The sequence below is a fragment of the Janthinobacterium agaricidamnosum genome, assembly GCF_003667705.1.
Taxonomy (GTDB): domain Bacteria; phylum Pseudomonadota; class Gammaproteobacteria; order Burkholderiales; family Burkholderiaceae_D; genus Janthinobacterium.
On the sequence record NZ_CP033019.1, the window covers coordinates 638,804 to 658,525 of the forward strand.

Below are 19,722 nucleotides of genomic sequence, written 5' to 3' on the forward strand. Positions count from 1 at the left end.
CAGCAGCGGCGCGCCGGCCACCGGCGCTGCCGCGCGGCAGGCCGGGAAAATCCGGCCTACACTGACCGCATCATCTTTGCATCACTCCATAAAGCGAGCCTTATCATGTCACGCGCATTTATCCTCCTGCTTGATTCCTTCGGCCTTGGCGCGACGCCAGACGCCGCCAAGTATGGCGACGCAGGTGCCAATACCTTTGGCCACATTGCCAGCACTGTCGCCAAAAGCGGCAAGACCTTGAAACTCCCGAACATGGAACGCCTGGGACTGGGCGCCGCGGCGCACCTGGCCAGCGGCGAATGGGCCACGGGCTTCGACCAGCGCGACGGCTTCACCGGCGCCTACGGCGCGGCGCGCGAGCGCTCCACCGGCAAGGACACGCAGAGCGGCCACTGGGAAATCGCCGGCGTGCCCGTCGAATTCGACTGGGGATATTTTCCCCGCACCACGCCGTCGTTTCCGGCCGACCTGACCGACAAACTGAAAGCCCTGTCCGGCGTGCCCGGCTTCCTCGGCGACTGCCATGCCTCGGGCACGGACATCATCAACAAGCATGGCGACGAGCACGTCGCCACCGGCAAGCTGATTATCTACACCTCGGGCGACTCGGTGATGCAGATCGCCGCGCACGAAGAATCGTTCGGCCTCGAGCGCCTGTACGAAGTGTGCGAAATGGCCTTCAAGCTGGTCGAGCCGTACAACATCGGCCGCGTCATCGCCCGTCCGTTCACGGGCAGCAACGGCAACTACACGCGCACGTCCAACCGCCACGACTATGCGGTGGCGCCGCCAAGCAAGACCCTGCTCGACCACGTCAAGGATGCGGGCGGCGAAGTCGTCGGCCTGGGCAAGATCAGCGACATTTTCGCCACCCAGGGTATTTCCAGAGTCGTGAAGGGTGTCGACAACATGGCGCTGTTCGAAGCGCTGTTGAAGACGGCCGATGAAGTGCAGGACAAGTCGCTCACTTTTGTCAACTTCGTCGATTTCGACCAGGCATTCGGCCACCGCCGCAACGTCGAAGGCTATGCCGACGCGCTGCGCGAAATGGATGCGCGCCTGCCGGAATTCATGGCCAAGCTGAAGGAAGGCGACCTGGTCGTGATCACCGCCGACCATGGCTGCGACCCCACCTGGCACGGCTCCGACCACACCCGCGAACACATTCCGATGATCTTCTTCGGCCCCGGCGTCGCCCCGCGTGCGCTGGGTATTTCCGAGACCTTCTCCGATATTGGCCAAACCCTCGCCAAGCACCTTGGCGTACCACCACTTGCTAATGGAACCAGCTTGTTATGACACTCATGCACCCCGAATTCAAGCGTAACGAGGCCGTCGGCCTCGACCTGGGCTGGATCAACCAGATCCGCGTCAACCGCGCCGCGACGGACCGCCGCGCGGCCAGCCTGGCGAACCGCCGTACCGTGAAAAAGGAATACCAGGCCGCCTGGCTGGTGAAAGCCATCCAGATGATCGACCTGACCACCCTGGGCGGCGACGATACGCCGGGCCGAGTGGAGCGCCTGTGCATGAAGGCCATGCGCCCGTTGCGCGCCGACCTGATGGACGCGCTGGGCCTGACGCAGCTGAGCACCGGCGCCGTGTGCGTGTACCACGAGATGATTCAACCGGCCGTGAAAGTCATCCAGGGCCGCTTGCCCATCGCCGCCGTGTCGACCGCCTTTCCGGCCGGCCTGACGAACATGGAAACGAAGCTGCGCGAGATCGAACTGTCGGTCGCCGCGGGCGCTTCGGAAATCGATATCGTCATCACGCGCCAGCATGTCCTGAACGGCAACTGGCAAGTGCTGTATGACGAAATGCTGGCTTACCGCAAGGCGTGCGGCGAAGCGCACGTGAAGGCGATTCTCGCCACGGGCGACTTGCTGACCATGGAAAACGTGGCCAAGGCGTCGTGGGTGTGCATGATGGCGGGCGCCGATTTCATCAAGACGTCCACCGGCAAGGAAAGCGTCAACGCCACCATTCCCGTGGCCCTGACGATGGTGCGCACGGTGCGCGAATACTATGAACAGACGGGTTTCAAGGTGGGCTTCAAGCCGGCCGGCGGCGTCAGCTCGGCCAAGAGCGCGCTGCAATACCTGACCCTGATGAAGGAAGAGCTGGGCAACGAATGGCTGCAGCCGCACCTGTTCCGCATCGGCGCTTCCAGCCTGCTGACCGACATCGAGCGCCAGCTCGAGCACTACGTCACCGGCAGCTACTCGGCCAATCATCGTCACGCACAACCTTAAAGAACATTCGTCATGACTACAATTAACGAGATTCTCACTACTATGGACTACGGCCCTGCTCCCGAAAGTCAAAAAGAAGCGCAAGCATGGCTCGACGGCCATCAGCGCACATTCGGCCTGTTCATCGACAACGCCTGGAGCGAGCCGGCGGAACTGTTCGCCTCGACCAATCCGGCCGACGGCACGCAGCTGGCCGAACTGACGCAAGCCACCGATGCGGACGTGGAACGCGCCGTGGAAGCGGCGCGCCGCGCGCTGCCCGTATGGCAAGGCATGGGAGGCCATGGCCGCGCCAAGGTCATGTACGCGCTGGCCCGTCTGCTGCAAAGGCATTCGCGCCTGTTCGCCGTGCTGGAAACCCTGGACAACGGCAAGACCATCCGTGAAACGCGCGATATCGACCTGCCGCTGGCCGCGCGCCATTTCTACCATCACGCCGGCTGGGCGCAGCTGCAGTCGGAAGAATTCGCCGACTACCGCGCCGTGGGCGTGGTGGGCCAGATCGTGCCGTGGAATTTCCCCCTGCTGATGCTGTCGTGGAAAATCGCCCCGGCCCTGGCGGCCGGTAACACGGTCGTCTTCAAGCCGGCCGAATTCACGTCGCTGACCGCCATGCTGTTCGCCGAATTGTGCGTGCAGGCGGGCGTGCCGGCCGGCGTGGTCAACATCGTCACGGGCGACGGCAGAGTGGGCTCGGCCATCGTCAACCATCCTGGCGTCGACAAGATCGCGTTTACGGGTTCCACCGAAGTGGGCCGCCTCATTCGTGAAGCGACGGCCGGCAGCGGCAAGAAGCTGTCCCTCGAATTGGGCGGCAAGTCGCCGTTCATCGTCTTCGAAGACGCGGACCTGGACGGCGCCGTGGAAGGACTGGTCGATTCGATCTGGTTCAACCAGGGGCAAGTGTGCTGCGCCGGTTCGCGCCTGCTGGTGCAGGAATCGGTTCAGGAGCGCTTCCTGAACAAGGTGCGCGCGCGCATGGAAAACCTGCGTCTCGGCTCACCGCTGGACAAATCGATGGACGTGGGCGCGCTGGTCGACCCCGTGCAGCGCCAGCGCATCGCCGCGCTCGTCGATTCGGCCCGCGCCGAAGGCTGCGACGTGTGGCAACCGGCGTGCGAACTGCCGGCTGACGGCTCGTGGTTCCCGCCCACCCTGATCACGGGCGCGTCGACCTCGGCCGCCGTGGCGCAGGCTGAAATCTTCGGCCCCGTGCTGGTGGCCATGAGCTTCCGCACGCCGCCCGAAGCGGTGCAGCTGGCGAACAACACGGTGTACGGCCTGGCCGCCAGCGTGTGGACCGAGTCGATCAGCCTGGCCCTCGATATCGCGCCCGCCATCAAGGCTGGCGTGGTGTGGATCAACAGCGCCAACCAGTTCGATGCGGCCTGCGGCTTCGGCGGCTACCGCGAATCGGGTTTCGGCCGCGAAGGCGGCCGCGAAGGCATGCTGGAATACATGACGGCCCTGGCCGAAGATGCGCGTCCGGCCCTGCCGCTGGTGGAAGCGAAGGCCAAGGCCAACGCGAAGCCGGCGGCAGCCGACCCGTTCGCCATCGACCGCACGGCCAAGATGTACATCGGCGGCAAGCAGGCGCGCCCTGACAGCGCCTACAGCGTGCCCGTGTTCGGCGCGAATGGCGCCTTGCTGGCCGAAGTGGGCGTGGGCAGCCGCAAGGACATCCGCAACGCCGTCGAAGCGGCCCATAAAGCGTCCGGCTGGACCAGCGCCACGGCGCACAACCGCGCGCAAGTGCTGTACTACATCGCCGAAAACCTGGCAGCGCGCGCCGACGAATTCGCCGCCCGCATCGCCGCCATGACGGGCAGTAAAAATCCGGAGAAGGAAGTGCAGGCTTCGATCGAGCGCCTGTTCTATTACGCCGCCTGGGCCGACAAGTACGACGGCCTGGCGCACCAGCCGCCAACCAAGGGCATCACCGTGGCGCTCAATGAAGCGGTCGGCGTGATCGGCATCGTCTGCCCGAATGAAGCGCCACTGCTGGGCTTCATTTCGCTGGTGGCGCCGGCCATCGCGCTGGGCAACCGCGTGGTGGTGGTGCCGTCGGAAGCGCATCCGCTGTCCGCGCTGGACCTGTACCAGGTGTTCGACACGTCCGACCTGCCGGGCGGCGTCGTCAACATCATCAGCGGCAACGCCGATGAACTGGCGCGCACCCTGGCCACGCACGCCGACATCGACGCCGTCTGGCGCCATGACGGCTCCGCCGACGGTTGCGCGGAAGTCGAGCGCCTGTCGGCCGGCACCCTGAAGCGCACCTGGGTCGGCGGCGCCAAGGGCCGCGACTGGTACAGCGCCGCGCAAAGCGGCGGCCGTGCCGTGCTGGCGCATGCGTCGCAAGTGAAAAACGTGTGGATACCTTACGGCGTTTAACTGACTGATCGTTGGAATTGCAAAGCTGGGGTCAGACCCGTCGGGGGGATACGCCATTGGGCGTATCCCGATCCCGCAGGGACTGACCCCAAACCTATTTTTATTGGAGTTATTCCATGTTTTTGACCCAGGAAATCATCCGCAAGAAGCGCGACAAGGGCGTCCTGAGCGCCGAGGAAATCCAGTTTTTCGTACGCGGCATCACTGACGGCAGCGTCAGCGAAGGGCAGATCGCGGCGCTCGGCATGGCCGTCTATTTCAACGACATGAACATGGACGAGCGCGTGGCGTTCACCCTGGCCATGCGCGATTCCGGCCAGGTGCTGGACTGGCGCTCGCTGAACCTGTCGGGCCCCATCGTCGACAAGCATTCGACGGGCGGCGTGGGCGACGTGGTCTCCTTGCTGCTGGGCCCCATGGTCGCCGCGTGCGGCGGTTACGTGCCGATGATCTCGGGCCGCGGCCTGGGCCACACGGGCGGCACCCTCGACAAGTTCGACGCCATTCCCGGCTACTGCACGGTGCCGGACAATGCACTGTTCCGCAAGGTAGTGCAGGAGATCGGCGTGGCCATCATCGGCCAGACGGCGCAGCTGGCGCCGGCCGACAAGCGCTTCTACAGCATCCGCGACGTCACCGCCACGGTGGAATCGGTGGCGATGATCACCGGCTCCATCCTGTCGAAGAAACTCTCGGCCGGCCTGGACGCGCTGGTGATGGACGTGAAAGTGGGTTCCGGTGCCTTCATGCCCACCTACGACAAGTCGGTGGAACTGGCCGAGAGCATCGTCGCCGTCGGCAATGGCGCGGGCATGCAGACGTCGGCGATCCTGACGGACATGAACGAGGCGCTGGCGCCATACGCCGGCAATGCGCTGGAAGTGCGCGGCGCCATGGATTACCTGACGGGCCGTTCGCGTCCCGCGCGCCTGCACGAAGTCACCCTGGCGCTGTGCGCCGAGATGCTGGTGCTGGGCGGCCTGGCCGCCACCGAAGAGGAAGCGCGCGTGAAATTGATCGCGGCCCTCGATTCGGGCGAAGCGGCAGAGCACTTTGCGCGCATGGTGTCGGCCCTGGGCGGCCCGGCCGATCTGGTCGAGCATCCTGATAAACACCTGGAACAGGCGCCGTTCGTCGTGCCGGCGCCAGCGCTGTCGGCCGGCTTTGCCAACGTGCGCGATTGCCGCGCCATCGGCCTGGCAGTCGTGGCATTGGGCGGTGGCCGCCGCCGTCCGAGCGACAGCATCGATTTTGCCGTCGGCCTGACGGACCTCGTGGGCCTGGGCGAGCAAGTGGCCGTTGGCCAGCCGCTGGCCATGGTGCACGCGCGCACGGAAGCGGCGGCGCAGCAAGCCGTCAAGGAAATCCAGGACGCGTATGCAATCAGCGCCGTGGCGCTGGCGGGCAATCCGGTGATTTATCGTACCATTCGACCGTAGTTGAAAACTGGGGTCAGACCCCCGTTTGTGATGGCGCTGAGCTATGTGTGAGCGGTGTTGAGGGTCTGACCCCGGCCTTAATGATTTCAAAGGTATAACAGAAAAAATGAACAACCAAGAACTGATCGCCGAAGCCAATGCCGGCCGTGAACTGGCCTACGCGCCATACTCGCGTTTCAAGGTGGGCGCGGCGCTGCTGTGCAAGGATGGCCGCGTCTTCCGCGGCTGCAACGTGGAAAACGCCGCGTATGGCCTGTGCAACTGCGCCGAGCGCACGGCGTTTTTCAGCGCCATCGCGCATGGCTGCAAACCGGGCGACTTCGCCAGGCTGGCCGTTACGGGCGACACGGCTGAACCGATTTCGCCATGCGGCGCCTGCCGCCAGGTGATCTTCGAGATGGGCGGCGCCGACCTGCCCGTGATCCTGACGAACCTGAAAAACGATGTCATGGAAGTGACGGCCGGCTGGCTGCTGCCGCACGGCTTCGGCAATTCCGACCTGGACATGAAGTAACAGGATCCGCTTGAACAAGACGATCGACATCCAGGCCGCCGTGGCGATAGCCGCGGCCGAAGCCATGGCGGCGAAGACGCAGGGTACCTTTGGCGTGGGCGGCGTGCTGCTCGACGGCGCCGGCAACGTGCTGCAATCGATGCATAACAACGTCGTGCGCCAGGGGCTGGTGTTCGACCCCACGGCGCATGGCGAGCGCCAGCTGGTGGACTGGTATTTCGCCGAGCGGGCCAAGGGCGCGCTCTTGCCGCCGCCGGGCGAACTGACCATCGTCACTTCGCTCGACCCCTGCTGCATGTGCACGGGGGCGATTCTGGCGGCAGGCTTCAACGTGGTGGTGGCCGCGCCCGACGTCAAGGCGGGCATCAATTACGATGGCAGCGCCACGTTTACGGCCTTGCCGGCGCCGCTGCAGGCGCAGGCCGGCCGCAGTTTTTGCTATCCGGCCGTGCGCGGCGCCACCGAGTATGCGCGCGCCCCGTCCGGCGCCGCGCCCAAATCTTTTTTTATCGGCAAGAGCATCCATGAGGCGACGCAGGCACTGTGCTCGCTCGTGTTCGAAGCGACATCGGCGCAGGTGATGCAGCTGCTGAACGCCGGCGACGACGTGCCCCTGCGCGATCCCGCCGCCTTGCCGCCCGAGCATGTCGTGGTGCGCGCCTTGCGCCGCCGCTATCCCGACGCCCTGACTTACCGCTGCGACCCGCACGCGCCCGACGCGGGCCTGGCGCCATTCCTGCAGGCGGCCATGGAGCAGGACGCGCGTGATGGCGGCCAGGGCGATGCGGCCGCCTTGCTCGATTCCTTCGGCAACCTGCTGCTATGCATGCCGGGTAAGTTGAGCCAGTCGGCCATACGCACGCCGTTCATGGAATGCACGCGCCAGTACGCGCAGCTGCGTTTTGAATTGATGGCGAATGCGGTGCCGGCGCTGCAGGAGGAAATCAAAAGCTACCTGGGCCACCCCAAGCACGGCACCTTCGTGCTGGCCATCGGCCCGGACGACAGCGCCGCCAGTTTCATGACCCTGGGTGCCTACGGCTCCACCATGGAAGGGGCGCTGCCGGAGAATAATCCCGCACAGTTCCAGTACGTGCGCCCGGCCATGGCGCAAGACGCGCTGCTGGCGCTGTGCGAGTCGATGCCGCCGCTGTACCGCAAGTTGATACGCATCCGGCCGCGCCAGGTGGCGGACCAGGCCCTGGTTCAGGCGCTAGGCTAGTCTAGGCGTCATCGTCCGGCAGGTTCTTCAGCAGGAAGTCGCGCACGTTTTCGCCTGCCACGCGGCGGATCTGCGCTTCCGACAGGCCAGCATCCAGCAGCGCCTGCGTCAAGCGCGGCAAGCCGGCCGCGTCGATGGCCGTGGTGACGGCGCCGTCGAAGTCCGAACCATAGGCCACGTGTTCGGCGCCGATCAGCTTGACCGTGTACTTGATGGCGCGCGCGATCGAGGCCACGTCCTTGCCGCAGACGGCCGTATTCCAGAAGCCGATACCCACCAGGCCGCCCTGGGCGGCGATGCGTTTCAGCTGGGCGTCGCTCAGGTTGCGCCCGTTGGCGCAGGTGCCGCGCACGCCCGTGTGCGACACCATCACGGGGCGTTTCGCCAACGTCAGTACGTCGTCGATGGTGGCCGGCGAGGCGTGCGCCAGGTCGACGATCATCTTGCGCTGCTCCATGGCGCGCAGCCATTGCTTGCCCAGCGGCGTCAGGCCGCCTTTTTTCAGGCCGTGCTGGGAGCCGGACAGTTCCGTGTCGAAGAAATGCGTGGGCGCGGCCATGCGGTAGCCGGACTGGTACAGGGTGTCGAGATTGTCCAGCTTGCCTTCGAGCGCATGCGCGCCTTCCAGTGTCAGCCAGCCGGCCAGCAGGGCGGGGTCTTTTTCGCGCGCGGCGATGAAGCTGCGCAACTGGGCGCGGCTGCCTATGACGCGCACCTTGCCATGGCTTTTTGCCGCTTGCTGGCGCAGCTCGTCGGCCTGCCAGGTGGCGCGCGCCAGCAGGCTGTTCCACGTGGCGGGCGGCAGGCCTTGCGCCACCACCAGGGCCGTGATGTTGTCCGTGTCGCTGCCATTGCGCTCGATATTCATCTTGCGCGGCGTCTTGGTGACGACGGAAAAGGCTTGCAGCGCCACGTTGGCCCGCTGCAGGCGGGGAAAGTCGACGTGACCGCGCTGGCTGTCGCGGTTCAGGTCGCGTTGCCACAGCAGGCTGTCGGCGTGCAGGTCGGCGATCCACAGGCTCTGATGCAGGGCCACAGTGGCTGCCGACGGCGCCTTGCCGGACGGGGGATGAATGCGGTTGAGATGTTCGTCGACGAGGACGGGAGCGGACAGGAAACCGCCGATCAGCGCAAGGCTGGCGGCGGTGAGGGTAGCGACAATCATTGTTCTCCGTTTTACCATGGATCGTAGGTGCCCAGGCTCCAGATGTGGCCTTCCGGGTCGCGGCAGGTAAAGCCCCGTCCGCCGTAATCTTCATCCTTGATGTCGAGCACGATCTCGGCGCCGGCTTCGCGCGCGCTGCGGTAGACGGCATCGGCGTCGCTGACGACCAGGTAGCAGTTTTGCGTGTTGGCCCCGCCGACGTCGCTTGGCAGTTTCATCAGGCGGCCGTAGTCGCTGTCGAGGGCGGGTGCCACCATGACCATGCCGTTGCCAAAGCTCAGTTGCGCATGGGCGACACCGCCTTCGCCATCGGGCACGATCAATTGCTTTTCAAAACCGAGCGCCTTGCACAGCCATTCGATGGCGGCGGGCGCGTCGCGGTAGCGCAGGCAGGGAATAGTCGTAGCTGCTGTAGCTTTTGCTGTCGTGGTCATCAGAAAACTCCTATGGCTGAGGGGGAGTAGCTTCGATCATGGATACTGCGTAGCGTTCCGTATCAAATCCCTCCATTTGGATGGTTTTGATGCCCGTCAGTGCCGCGCCCATCCATAGTGCCATAGAACCATCATTGCACTCTTGCCACGCCGCAAATTTTTATTGCGGCGAATGCTGCGAAGCCGACGCTTTCTGATCTGCGCCCGCATCGTCGTTGTTGCTTGCCCATCTCAGCAGCATGACGAGGGCAAACAGCATGATGGCCAGCGGCAAGATGGTGATCAGGAACGCCAGGCCCAGGCAGCAGACCAGCAGCATGGGCCAGGACATGGCGCGCAAGGCAGCCATGCCCTGGCGCGCGTAAGCGCACAGCTCGTTCCAGAAAGCGCTGAAGGAAGTGCTGCCCGGTGCCGAATTGATGTCTTTCATGCCGTTCTCCTGTCGTGTGGGTGCCGCTGCCGTATGCATGCTGGCAATGAAACCACTATAGGCAAATCCTTGCTGCCGGGTATGGCGTATGCGACGAATGGCAGGAATGGCGGACCGAACGGCGACAGGCAACGACAAACGGTTACTCGAAGACCTTCAGTTTCAGCTGGAAACTGAGCGCGCCATACAGGCGGTCCTTGTAAGACGGCACGATGGCGATATTCACGCCCACGCGCTGGTATTCATAGCTGATGGTGGGGACCAGGGCCGGGAACCAGCCGCCATCGCGCATCTTCGGATAGCCGCTGAAGCCGCCAACGACGGCGCCGATGCGCAGCGGGCCCACCTTGATTGGCTGGTAGTACACGCCCAGGTAATTCGAGTAGGCGCGGTCGCTATTGTAGAAGCGGCCGGCCGTGACCGACGCGACCGTGGAGAAGCGGTATTCGGCGCCCAGGCCCGGATTGCTGTCGTTCAGGTTCTTGTCGCGCTGAAAGTGATACGAATAAAAGCCCGCGTTGAGCCAGGTTTCGCTGAGCGGCTGGTTGTCGATCATGTTAAACACATCGGCTTGCGCGCCGCAGGCATATGCCAGCATCAGTGCGCCTAGGGACAATCGTTTCATGCGTGCTTCATCCTTATGATTTCATACTTTATGGGCTGGCCTGGTCTGGCGCTGCCGCGATCGTATCACCAAGTTGGCTGCGCTTCTAAGCAATATTGAAAGTGCAGAACAGACGGCTGTTTGCCCGTCTGTTTTCAGCGTTAGCCGGATGGCTGGGGCGTTCTCCGGGCAGCGCCAGGAGAATGATTCCTGCCGGGCAACTATGTTTTCATTATTGTTACAAAAGTTGTTGGTTTGCGACATATCAAAGCGGATGGATATGATATTCTGGCGTCAAGTTAATTTTCTTTTTGGAAATAAAATGTCAATCATGCCTAAATCATCATTCGTTCTCGTTTTGTCGACCGTGTTTGCCGCCGGCGCCGCGCAAGCCGGTGTTGTCGATTTGGGCATCGGTGGCGCCAATTTGTATTCCCTCAGTAACTTCAGCGCGTCCGGCAGCGATGTCGAAGGCGGCGTGCTGGTCGCCGGTAACTTGACGGCATCGAACTATTCGGTCAATGACAAGAACAAGGATGCCTACGTCACGCATGGCAACACCGGCTATGCGCTGGTGGTTGGCGGCAACCTGAACTACAGCTCCGGCTCGATCAAGAACGGCAATTACTATGTGGGCGGCAGCACGACGACGAGCAGCGTGGGCCTGAACACGGCTAGCAAGACCACGGTGTCGCCCGTGTCGTTCGCCACGACGTCGGCGCAGCTGAAAAACACCTCGACCTCGCTGGCCAACGTGGCAGCGACGGGCAGCAGCTCGGTGGCCTATGGCGGCATGACCCTGAAGGGCGGCACGGGCAATGTGCAAGTGTTCGACCTGACTTCCGCGGCGCTGGGCTCGGTGAACAACTTCAAGTTCAGCAATCTGCACACGAACGACACCCTGATCCTCAATATCAGCGGCACGAATGTGAACCTGTCCGGCGGCTACGGCGATTTCAGCAAATACAATGTGCTGTACAACTTCTATGAAGCGCAAACCATCACCTTGAACGGCGTGGGCCTGTACGGCAGCGTCCTGGCGCCGCTGGCGACCCTGGCCGGCGGCAATGGCCAGATCAACGGCAGCGTCGTGGTGGGGAACTGGGCCTCGAACATCCAGGTCAATGCGAACCATTATTTCAATGCTACCAACGTGTCCGGTTATGTGTCGGCCGTGCCGGAACCGGAAACCTATGCGATGCTGCTGGCAGGCCTGGGCATGATCGGCTTCATGGCGCGCCGCCGCAAGAACAAGACGGCTGCGTAAGCGTTCGCGCTGTTCAGAAAACCGCCTGTCGAGGCGGTTTTTTTTCGTCCGCTGGCGGCATGGCCACCGCCGCCAGCACCATGTGCGCGATCAGGATTTCGGCGTCCTCGTAATCCTTGCGCGTGAGCTGCTTGCGTTCCAGCACCAGGGCCATCTGCGCCGAAAAATCCGCATACGATTGGGTCATGGCCCAGATGGCGAACATCAGGTGCGTGGCGTTGACGGGCGCGATCCGGCCGGCGGCGATCCACGCTTCGAAGACGGCGATATCCTTGCGCAGCAGGGGCACGACCCGGTCGCGTATCTGCGTGCCGTACAGGGGCGCGCCATTGATCACTTCCAGCGCATACACGCGCGAGGCCCACGGCTGTTCGCGCGAAAAACGCAGCTTGGCGCCGATATACGCGCGCAGCACGTCGCGCGGCTCGTCGTGTTCATTGGCCAGCATGTCCATGCGCGCCAGCCAGTCGTCGAGCACGTCGTCGAGCACGCGCTGGTACAGCAGCTGCTTGGACGGGAAGTAATACATCAGGTTTTGCTTCGACAGGCCGGCCCGCTCGGCGATGGTGGCGATCGACGCGCCCTCATAGCCGCATTCGGCGAACGCGCGCACGGCTTGCTCCAGGATGTCCGCTTCCAGGCGGTCGCGGTTTTGCAAACGCCGGCCGCCGGCATTTTTCACGGAAAGGGCAGGGGATTTGTCGCTGGCCATGACGGGTTCTTTAGCGTGGGCGTATCGATTGCAGGAATGCCTGCAGCACGGGGGTATCGGTGTAGGCCACGTTGAAGCGGAACCACACCGTCTCGGGCGCGCGCAGCATGAAAAATTCGTTCGGCGAAAGCAGGATGCCCGCCTTCAAGGCCATGTCGGCGATGACCTTGCCATTCCATTCCGGCGTTTGCACGTCGGGCCAGCCGGCGCTGACGAACATGCCGCCGCGGGGCCGCGCCACGGGCGCCATGCCCGCCTGCGCCAGGCAGTCGATGCTGCGCTCGCGGGCCGCATCGAGCTGCGCCACGAGCCGTTCGACCATGCGCTTGTAGGGCCGCGCGGAGATGGCGTGGTAGACGGCGCGCTCGTTGATTTCCGACGTCGTCAGTCCCGCCAGCATTTTCACGCGCACCAGTTCGGCCACCAGCGGCGGCGAGGCGCAAATCGATCCCACGCGCAGCACGGGCGACAGAGTCTTGGAAAAACTGCCCACGCGGATCACGCGGCGCAAGCCGTCCATCGCCGCCAGCGACGCTTCGCCGCGCGCCGCCAGTTCGCGGTAGATATCGTCTTCCACCAGCCAGAAATCGAATTGCTCGGCCAGTGCCAGCAGGCGGTGCGCCTGCGCCTGGGTGAGCGATGTACCGAGCGGATTTTGCAGCACCGTGTTGACGAACATCAGTTTCGGCTGCGTACGCGCGGCTTCAACGGCCAGCGCATCGAGATCGAGGCCCGCTTCGCCGCGGTGGACGCCCACGGGGATGCAGCCGTGGTGGCGTATCAGCGACTGCAGGTTGCTGTAGCCGGGGTCTTCCACCAGCACCGTGTCGCCCGGCTTGGTCAGGCTGCGCAGGATCAAGTCAAAAGCATGCGTGGCGCCGTGCGTCAGCAGGACCTGGTCCGGCTCGACCTGGAACAGCTCTTCCGACAGGCTGCTTGCCAGGTGCTGGCGCAGCGAGGGAAAGCCGAGAGGGTGGCCATAGCCGCGCAGGCGGCTGGCGGGAATGCGCATGGCCTGGCGCACGGCGTCGAGCACGGTCGCTTCGCCATACATCTCGGGCGGCAGCCAGCCCGCCCCCACGGGGAGGGCGTCGGACACGCCCGAATACAGGTCCGGCGTGAGGGCGTCGATGGCCGTGGGGCTGGCGTGCACAGCCAATTGCGGCGAGGCGGCGATATCGTGGCGCGCGACGAAATAGCCGGAACCGCGCCGCGACGACAGCAAACCGAGGTTGACCAGGCGGTCATACGATTCGACGACGGTAAACGTCGACACGCCATTGCAGCGGGCGAACTGGCGCACGGACGGCATGCGCGTGCCGATGCGCAGGGCGCGGCTGCCCACCATGACGCTGATGGCGATGACGATCTGCTCGACCAGGCCGCCCTTTTTCTGGCGGTCGATGTCGAGCACGGGCCAGCCGCTGGCTTGCTCGGGAGCATCGTCTGTGCTGTCGCTGTGCTTCACGGTGGCTCCTTATGCTGCCTTGCACAAAAAAACTGTAGTGGTTTTTCGACCTGTACGGTTGGGATACTTTGCCGTTTGTGTATCTGTGCCATTGGGGATGGCCTGTCTATTATTACATCAGCTTTTTGCCAACTGGTAAATTATTTTACGCTTCGTCAAAAACGATCCTGGCCCCCGCGCCAGCCCATTCCAAGGAGAAGGTCATGAACGAAACAAGGCCGGAATCGATGTCGGCATTCTGGATGCCGTTTACGAACAACCGCGATTTCAAGGCCAACCCGCGCCTGCTGGTATCGGCCGAAGGCATGTATTACAAGGATGTCGATGGCAACGCCATCCTCGATGGCACGGCGGGCCTGTGGTGCGTGCCGTGCGGCCATGCGCAGCCGAAAATCGTCGGCGCCATCCGCGACATGGTGGGCCAGCTCGACTTCGCCCCCACTTTCCAGATGGGCCATCCGGCCGCCTTCGACCTGGCGGAAAAACTGATGGACTACACGGGCCACAAGTTCGGCCATGTGTTTTATACGAATTCCGGCTCCGAAGCCGTCGATACGGCGTTGAAGATCGCGCTGGCCTACCACCGGGCGCGCGGCGAGGGCGCGCGCACGCGCCTGATCGGCCGCGAACGCGGTTACCACGGCGTCGGTTTCGGCGGCATTTCCGTGGGCGGCATCGGCGGCAACCGCAAGACCTTCGGCCCCCTGCTACCGGGTGTTGACCACCTGCCGCACACGCACAACCTGGATAAGAACGCCTACACGGTGGGCGAACCCGAATACGGCACCCACCTGGCCGACGAGCTGGAACGCATTATCGCCCTGCACGACGCCTCGACGATCGCCGCCGTCATCGTCGAACCGGTGGCCGGTTCCACGGGCGTGCTGATCCCGCCGAAAGGCTATCTGAAACGCTTGCGCGAACTGTGCACCAAGCACGGCATCCTGTTGATTTTCGATGAAGTGATCACGGGTTTCGGCCGCATGACGACGCCTTTCGCCGCCGACTATTTCGACGTCGAGCCGGACCTGATGACGACGGCGAAGGGCCTGACCAACGGCATGGTGCCGATGGGGGCAGTGTTCAGCAAAAAGTATATCCACGATGCCTTCATGGATGCGCCGCCCGGCATCGAACTGTTCCACGGCTATACGTATTCCGGCCACCCGCTGGCCTGCGCCGCCTCGCTGGCCACCCTGCAAGTGTTCGAGGAGCAGGACATCCTGGGCCACGCGAAAGCGATGCAGGCGTACTGGAGCGACGCCGTGCACTCGCTGAAAGGCTTGCCGCACGTGATCGACCTGCGCAGCATCGGCCTGATCGCCGGCATCGAACTCGATCCCATCGCCGGTAAGCCGGGCACGCGCGCCTTCAACGCCTTCAAGCAGGCCTTCGCCGACGGTGTGCTGATACGCACGACGGGCGACATCATCGCGCTGTCGCCGCCGCTGGTGCTGGAGAAGCAGCATGTCGACGAGCTGTTCGGCAAGCTGGCCACGGTGCTGAAGAACCTTGATTAAGCCCCGGGGTCAGACCCGCCGGGTCTGACCCCAGAATTTGCCCTTGGGGTAAAGAGAGGAAATAACGTGAACCAAATTAACACACAGCTCGACACCATCACCCACTACATCAACGGCGCCAAAGTCGACACCCAAAGCGGCCGCTACGGCGACGTCTACAACCCGGCCCTGGGCGAGCCTGTGGCGCGCGTGGCGCTGGGCACCGTGGAAGACGTGGACGCGGCCGTGCAGGCGGCGGCCACCGCTTTTCCCTCGTGGTCGGCCACGCCGCCGCTGACGCGCGCCAGGGTCCTGTTCCGCTACCTGCAGCTGTGCCAGCAGCACACGGACGAATTTGCCGCCATGCTCACGCGCGAGCATGGCAAGACCTTTGCCGATGCCCAGGGCGAGGTGGCGCGCGGCATCGAGATGGTGGAATTTGCCGTCGGCATACCGCAATTGCTGAAGGGCGAATTCACGGACCAGATTTCGCGCGGCATCGACGCCTGGTCCATGCGCCAGGCTCTCGGCGTGGTGGCCGGCATCACGCCGTTTAACTTTCCCGTGATGGTGCCGATGTGGATGTTCCCGGTGGCGATTGCCTGCGGCAATACCTTCGTCTTGAAACCGTCCGAGCGCGATCCGTCCGCGTCGCTGCTGCACGCGAAATTGCTCAAGGATGCAGGTTTACCCGACGGCGTCTTCAACGTGGTACAGGGAGACAAGGTGACGGTCGACGCCTTGCTCGACCACCCCGTGGTGCAGGCGATCAGCTTTGTCGGCTCGACGCCGATCGCGGAATACATCTATGCGCGCGGCAGCGCCAGCGGCAAGCGCGTGCAAGCCCTGGGCGGCGCGAAAAACCACATGGTGGTGATGCCCGACGCGGACATGGAGATGACGGTCGACGCGCTGATCGGCGCGGCCTACGGATCGGCGGGCGAGCGCTGCATGGCCATCTCCGTCGTCGTGGCCGTGGGCGACGCGGGCGACAAGCTGATCGATGCACTGGCAACGCGCACGGCCGCACTGAAAGTGCGCGACGGTATGGAAGATGGTGCGGAAATGGGACCGGTCGTGTCGCTGGCCGCCAAGCAGCGGATCGAAAAACTGATCACCTCCGGCGTGGAGCAGGGCGCGACTTTGGTGGTCGATGGACGCAACCACGTGGTGCCGGGACGCGAGAACGGCTTCTTTGTCGGCGGCACCTTGTTCGATCACGTCACGCGTGACATGACTATCTACAAGGAAGAGATTTTCGGCCCCGTGCTGTGCGTGCTGCGGTGTCCTGACGTGGTGCACGCGGTGGAGCTGATCAACGCCAACGAGTATGGCAACGGCGTGGCCATTTACACGCGCGACGGCGGCGTGGCGCGCGAATTCGTGCGCCAGATCCAGGTCGGCATGGTGGGCGTCAACATCCCCTTGCCCGTGCCGATGGCCTTCAACAGTTTCGGCGGCTGGAAGCGCAGCATGTTCGGCGACCACCACGCGTATGGCCCCGAAGGCGTGCGTTTCTACACGCGCCACAAGGCCGTGATGCAGCGCTGGCCGAACACGGCAAGCGCTGGTGTGGAATTTGCTTTTCCCCAGATGAAGTAAGGGTTTTAAGTCAAACATTGGCCGCACAAAAAAAGGAAACCGCGATGATCGAGTCCTTGAGTTATTTACCGCATCCCGCCCTGCCCAACGAGGAATTGGCTGGCCATTTCACGGACCTGGCGCCGCCCCTGACGGTGCGCCAGGCCGCCATCGAAAGCGCCCGCTGCCTGTACTGCTACGACGCGCCGTGCAGCCGCATCTGTCCGTCGGAAATCGACGTGGCCAGCTTCATCCGCAATATCCACGACAAGAACATCAACGGCGCCGCCGCTGGCATCCTGAAACAGAACATCCTGGGCGGCAGCTGCGCGCGCGTCTGCCCGACGGAAATCCTGTGCGAAGACGTCTGCGTGCGCAACCACGACGCCGAAGGCCAGCCCGTCAGGATCGGTCTCTTGCAGCGCTATGCCGTCGACCATATGCACTTTGCGAGTCACCCGTTCAAACGGGCGGCAAGCACGGGCAAGACCATCGCCATCGTCGGCGCGGGACCAGCCGGCCTGTCGTGCGCGCACCGCCTGGCCATGCTGGGCCACGACGTGGTGATCTTTGAGAAGGAAGACAAGGCGGGCGGCCTGAATGAATACGGCATCGCCAAGTACAAGCTGACGGACGATTTCGCGCAAAAGGAAATCGACTTCCTGCTCGATATCGGCGGCATCGCCATCCGATGTCGCCAGGCGCTGGGTGAAAACGTGCAGCTGCGCGACTTGCATGCGCAGTACGACGCCGTCTTCCTGGGCCTGGGCCTGGGCGCCAGCCGCAAACTGGGCTTGACGGGCGAGGACGCGCCGGGCTTGCTGGCCGCCGTCGATTACATCGCCGCGCTGCGCCAGGCGGACGACCTGGCCGCGCTGCCCGTGCCGAAACGGGCGATTGTGATTGGCGCCGGCAATACGGCCATCGACATGGCCGTGCAGATTCAAAGGCTGGGCGCCGAGGAAGTCACCCTGGTCTACCGGCGCGGTTTCGACGCCATGACGGCCACCCATCATGAACAGGAGATCGCCAAGGCGAACCAGGTGCGCATGCTGACGTGGGCCCAGCCGCAGCAGGTGCTGCTTGACGCTGCCGGCAAGGTGGCCGGCATGCGTTTCGAGAAAACCCGCATGCAGGGCACGCGCCTGGCGGGCACGGGCGAAACGTTCGACGTGGCGGCCGACGCCATCTTCAAGGCCATCGGCCAGAGCCTCGATACGCAGCTGCTGCATGACCCGATGGCGTCGTTGCTGCAGCGTGAAGGCGACAAGATCGCCGTCGACGCGGGTTTCCGCACTGTGCTGCCGGGGATCTACGCGGGCGGCGACTGCGTGGCGCCGGGGCAGGACTTGACGGTGCAGGCCGTCCAGCATGGCAAGCTGGCCGCACTGGCCATCCATTCCGATCTGTTCAATAAAGTGGAGGCTGCATAATGGCTGATCTCAGCATCGAATTTTGCGGCATCAAGGCGCCGAATCCCTTCTGGCTGGCGTCCGCACCGCCGACCGACAAGGCGTATAACGTGGTGCGCGCCTTCGAGGCGGGGTGGGGCGGCGTCGTGTGGAAAACGCTCGGTGAAGACCCGGCCGCCGTCAACGTCTCGTCGCGCTATTCCGCCCTGTACGGCAAGAACCGCGAAGTGGTCGGTTTCAATAACATCGAGCTGATTACCGACCGCTCTTTGGCAATCAACCTGCGCGAAATCACGCAGGTGAAAAAGGACTGGCCTGACCGCGCCATGATCGTCTCCCTGATGCTGCCCTGCGAAGAGCACTACTGGGCCGACATCCTGCCCAAGGTCGAGGCGACGGGAGCGGACGGCATCGAGCTCAATTTCGGCTGCCCGCACGGCATGCCGGAGCGCGGCATGGGCGCGGCCGTGGGCCAGGTGCCCGAGTACGTGCAGATGGTGACCGCCTGGTGCAAGAAACATAGCCGACTGCCCGTCATCGTCAAGCTCACGCCCAACATCACGGACGTGCGCATGCCGGCGCGCGCGGCCAAGGCGGGCGGCGCGGACGCCGTCTCGCTGATCAACACCATCAATTCCATCACCTCGCTGGACCTGGACCGCATGGTGGCCTTGCCGATTGTCGGTGGCGCCAGCACGCACGGCGGCTATTGCGGGGCCGCCGTGAAACCCATCGCGCTGAACATGGTGGCGGAAATCGCCCGCGATCCGCAGACGCGGGGCTTGCCCATTTCCGGCATCGGCGGCATCGGCAACTGGCGCGACGCGGCCGAATTCATCGCCCTGGGCGCCGGCTGCGTGCAGGTGTGCACGGCCGCCATGCTGCATGGCTTTCGCATCGTCGAAGAAATGAAGGATGGCCTGTCGCGCTGGATGGACGAGAAGGGCTATGCACGCATCAGCGATTTTTCCGGCAAGGCCGTGGCCAACACGACGGACTGGAAATACCTGGACATGAATTACCAGGTGATCGCGCAGATTAACCAGGACGACTGCATCAAATGCGGCAAGTGCTACGTGGCTTGCGAAGACACCTCGCACCAGTCGATTGCGCAACTGATCGACGCCGCCGGCACGCGCACATATGAAGTGATCAAGGAGGAATGCGTGGGCTGCAACCTGTGCGAAATCACCTGTCCGGTGCAGGGCTGCATCACGATGGTGCCGCAGGCCACGGGCAAGCCGTACATGAACTGGACGCAGGATCCGCGCAACCCCCGGGCATTGGCGGAATCGGTATAGGGCACGTTTTTTGCGTACGCATATT

General features: G+C 63.8%; 17 protein-coding genes. 11 read left to right on the forward strand and 6 right to left on the reverse strand.

Features of this window, described 5'->3' with window-relative positions; translation table 11 throughout:
* Positions 1–105: 105 nt before the first annotated feature.
* From D9M09_RS02970 to D9M09_RS02995, 6 genes are all read left to right on the forward strand, one after another.
* Entirely contained in the window at positions 106–1,299 is a 1,194-nt protein-coding gene (locus D9M09_RS02970; RefSeq protein WP_070219353.1) for a phosphopentomutase, read from the forward strand.
* Complete coding sequence (deoC, locus tag D9M09_RS02975; RefSeq protein ID WP_070219318.1) at positions 1,296–2,255, forward strand: deoxyribose-phosphate aldolase; 960 nt, start codon at positions 1,296–1,298, stop codon at positions 2,253–2,255. Before D9M09_RS02970 ends, deoC begins: the two co-directional genes overlap by 4 nt.
* 12 nt (positions 2,256–2,267) lie before the next feature.
* The gene (locus tag D9M09_RS02980) at positions 2,268–4,649 is read left to right on the forward strand and encodes an aldehyde dehydrogenase family protein (protein WP_430886684.1); all 2,382 of its coding nucleotides are present in this window, start codon (positions 2,268–2,270) and stop codon (positions 4,647–4,649) included.
* Positions 4,650–4,765: 116 nt separating this feature from the next.
* On the forward strand, positions 4,766–6,088 hold the full coding sequence (gene deoA, locus D9M09_RS02985) for a thymidine phosphorylase (protein ID WP_121668538.1): 1,323 nt from the start codon (positions 4,766–4,768) through the stop codon (positions 6,086–6,088).
* A 106-nt stretch (positions 6,089–6,194) separates the two neighbouring features.
* Positions 6,195–6,602, forward strand: coding sequence for a cytidine deaminase (locus tag D9M09_RS02990; RefSeq protein ID WP_034785574.1), 408 nt, complete (start codon positions 6,195–6,197; stop codon positions 6,600–6,602).
* 4 nt (positions 6,603–6,606) lie between these two features.
* Positions 6,607–7,824 (forward strand): nucleoside deaminase, encoded by a 1,218-nt coding sequence (locus D9M09_RS02995; protein ID WP_162995812.1) that lies wholly within the window; start codon positions 6,607–6,609, stop codon positions 7,822–7,824.
* Between the two features lies 1 nt (position 7,825).
* Here the strand turns inward: D9M09_RS02995 and D9M09_RS03000 are convergent, their stop codons facing one another.
* From D9M09_RS03000 to D9M09_RS03015, 4 genes are all read right to left on the reverse strand, one after another.
* Positions 7,826–8,989 carry a dipeptidase gene (locus D9M09_RS03000; RefSeq protein WP_121668540.1) on the reverse strand — a complete coding sequence of 388 codons (1,164 nt, stop codon included), beginning with the start codon at positions 8,987–8,989 and terminating at the stop codon, positions 7,826–7,828.
* Positions 8,990–9,000: 11 nt separating this feature from the next.
* Positions 9,001–9,423 (reverse strand): VOC family protein, encoded by a 423-nt coding sequence (locus D9M09_RS03005; RefSeq protein WP_099410329.1) that lies wholly within the window; start codon positions 9,421–9,423, stop codon positions 9,001–9,003.
* Between the two features lie 160 nt (positions 9,424–9,583).
* Positions 9,584–9,853 (reverse strand): hypothetical protein, encoded by a 270-nt coding sequence (locus D9M09_RS03010; protein WP_070312743.1) that lies wholly within the window; start codon positions 9,851–9,853, stop codon positions 9,584–9,586.
* A gap of 142 nt (positions 9,854–9,995) precedes the next feature.
* Entirely contained in the window at positions 9,996–10,478 is a 483-nt protein-coding gene (locus D9M09_RS03015; RefSeq protein WP_070219311.1) for a hypothetical protein, read from the reverse strand.
* Between the two features lie 310 nt (positions 10,479–10,788).
* Between D9M09_RS03015 and D9M09_RS03020 the strand changes: the two genes are divergently transcribed.
* Positions 10,789–11,724, forward strand: coding sequence for a choice-of-anchor A family protein (locus tag D9M09_RS03020; protein ID WP_070291200.1), 936 nt, complete (start codon positions 10,789–10,791; stop codon positions 11,722–11,724).
* Positions 11,725–11,737: 13 nt separating this feature from the next.
* Here D9M09_RS03020 and D9M09_RS03025 read toward each other — a convergent pair whose 3' ends face one another.
* Together D9M09_RS03025 and D9M09_RS03030 are read right to left on the reverse strand one after the other, a co-directional pair.
* Positions 11,738–12,436, reverse strand: coding sequence for a TetR/AcrR family transcriptional regulator (locus D9M09_RS03025; protein WP_121668543.1), 699 nt, complete (start codon positions 12,434–12,436; stop codon positions 11,738–11,740).
* 10 nt (positions 12,437–12,446) lie between these two features.
* A complete protein-coding gene (locus D9M09_RS03030; RefSeq protein WP_121668544.1) occupies positions 12,447–13,904 on the reverse strand; it encodes a PLP-dependent aminotransferase family protein in 1,458 nt (485 codons plus the stop codon).
* A gap of 203 nt (positions 13,905–14,107) precedes the next feature.
* Between D9M09_RS03030 and D9M09_RS03035 the strand changes: the two genes are divergently transcribed.
* The 4 genes from D9M09_RS03035 to preA all read left to right on the forward strand — a co-directional run bounded on the left by D9M09_RS03035 (position 14,108) and on the right by preA (position 19,697).
* A complete protein-coding gene (locus D9M09_RS03035) occupies positions 14,108–15,424 on the forward strand; it encodes an aspartate aminotransferase family protein (protein WP_121668545.1) in 1,317 nt (438 codons plus the stop codon).
* A 75-nt stretch (positions 15,425–15,499) separates the two neighbouring features.
* Positions 15,500–17,005, forward strand: a complete 1,506-nt coding sequence (locus D9M09_RS03040) for a CoA-acylating methylmalonate-semialdehyde dehydrogenase (RefSeq protein ID WP_121670948.1) — start codon at positions 15,500–15,502, stop codon at positions 17,003–17,005.
* Between the two features lie 44 nt (positions 17,006–17,049).
* Entirely contained in the window at positions 17,050–18,417 is a 1,368-nt protein-coding gene (locus D9M09_RS03045) for an NAD(P)-dependent oxidoreductase (protein ID WP_121668546.1), read from the forward strand.
* Positions 18,417–19,697 carry an NAD-dependent dihydropyrimidine dehydrogenase subunit PreA gene (gene preA, locus D9M09_RS03050; protein ID WP_205602325.1) on the forward strand — a complete coding sequence of 427 codons (1,281 nt, stop codon included), beginning with the start codon at positions 18,417–18,419 and terminating at the stop codon, positions 19,695–19,697. Before D9M09_RS03045 ends, preA begins: the two co-directional genes overlap by 1 nt.
* Positions 19,698–19,722: the final 25 nt, after the last annotated feature.

What these genes read in the sequence shown, in the direction of transcription:
- deoA (WP_121668538.1), top strand. Translation starts at nt 4,766, where the DNA reads ATGTTTTTGACCCAGGAAATCATCCGCAAGAAGCGCGACAAGGGCGTC.
- D9M09_RS02970 (WP_070219353.1), top strand. Translation starts at nt 106, where the DNA reads ATGTCACGCGCATTTATCCTCCTGCTTGATTCCTTCGGCCTTGGCGCG.
- D9M09_RS02990 (WP_034785574.1), top strand. Translation starts at nt 6,195, where the DNA reads ATGAACAACCAAGAACTGATCGCCGAAGCCAATGCCGGCCGTGAACTG.
- D9M09_RS03010 (WP_070312743.1), bottom strand. Translation starts at nt 9,853, where the DNA reads ATGAAAGACATCAATTCGGCACCGGGCAGCACTTCCTTCAGCGCTTTC.
- D9M09_RS03020 (WP_070291200.1), top strand. Translation starts at nt 10,789, where the DNA reads ATGCCTAAATCATCATTCGTTCTCGTTTTGTCGACCGTGTTTGCCGCC.
- D9M09_RS03005 (WP_099410329.1), bottom strand. Translation starts at nt 9,423, where the DNA reads ATGACCACGACAGCAAAAGCTACAGCAGCTACGACTATTCCCTGCCTG.
- D9M09_RS03035 (WP_121668545.1), top strand. Translation starts at nt 14,108, where the DNA reads ATGAACGAAACAAGGCCGGAATCGATGTCGGCATTCTGGATGCCGTTT.
- D9M09_RS03045 (WP_121668546.1), top strand. Translation starts at nt 17,050, where the DNA reads ATGATCGAGTCCTTGAGTTATTTACCGCATCCCGCCCTGCCCAACGAG.
- D9M09_RS03025 (WP_121668543.1), bottom strand. Translation starts at nt 12,436, where the DNA reads ATGGCCAGCGACAAATCCCCTGCCCTTTCCGTGAAAAATGCCGGCGGC.
- preA (WP_205602325.1), top strand. Translation starts at nt 18,417, where the DNA reads ATGGCTGATCTCAGCATCGAATTTTGCGGCATCAAGGCGCCGAATCCC.
- D9M09_RS02980 (WP_430886684.1), top strand. Translation starts at nt 2,268, where the DNA reads ATGACTACAATTAACGAGATTCTCACTACTATGGACTACGGCCCTGCT.
- D9M09_RS03015 (WP_070219311.1), bottom strand. Translation starts at nt 10,478, where the DNA reads ATGAAACGATTGTCCCTAGGCGCACTGATGCTGGCATATGCCTGCGGC.
- D9M09_RS03000 (WP_121668540.1), bottom strand. Translation starts at nt 8,989, where the DNA reads ATGATTGTCGCTACCCTCACCGCCGCCAGCCTTGCGCTGATCGGCGGT.
- deoC (WP_070219318.1), top strand. Translation starts at nt 1,296, where the DNA reads ATGACACTCATGCACCCCGAATTCAAGCGTAACGAGGCCGTCGGCCTC.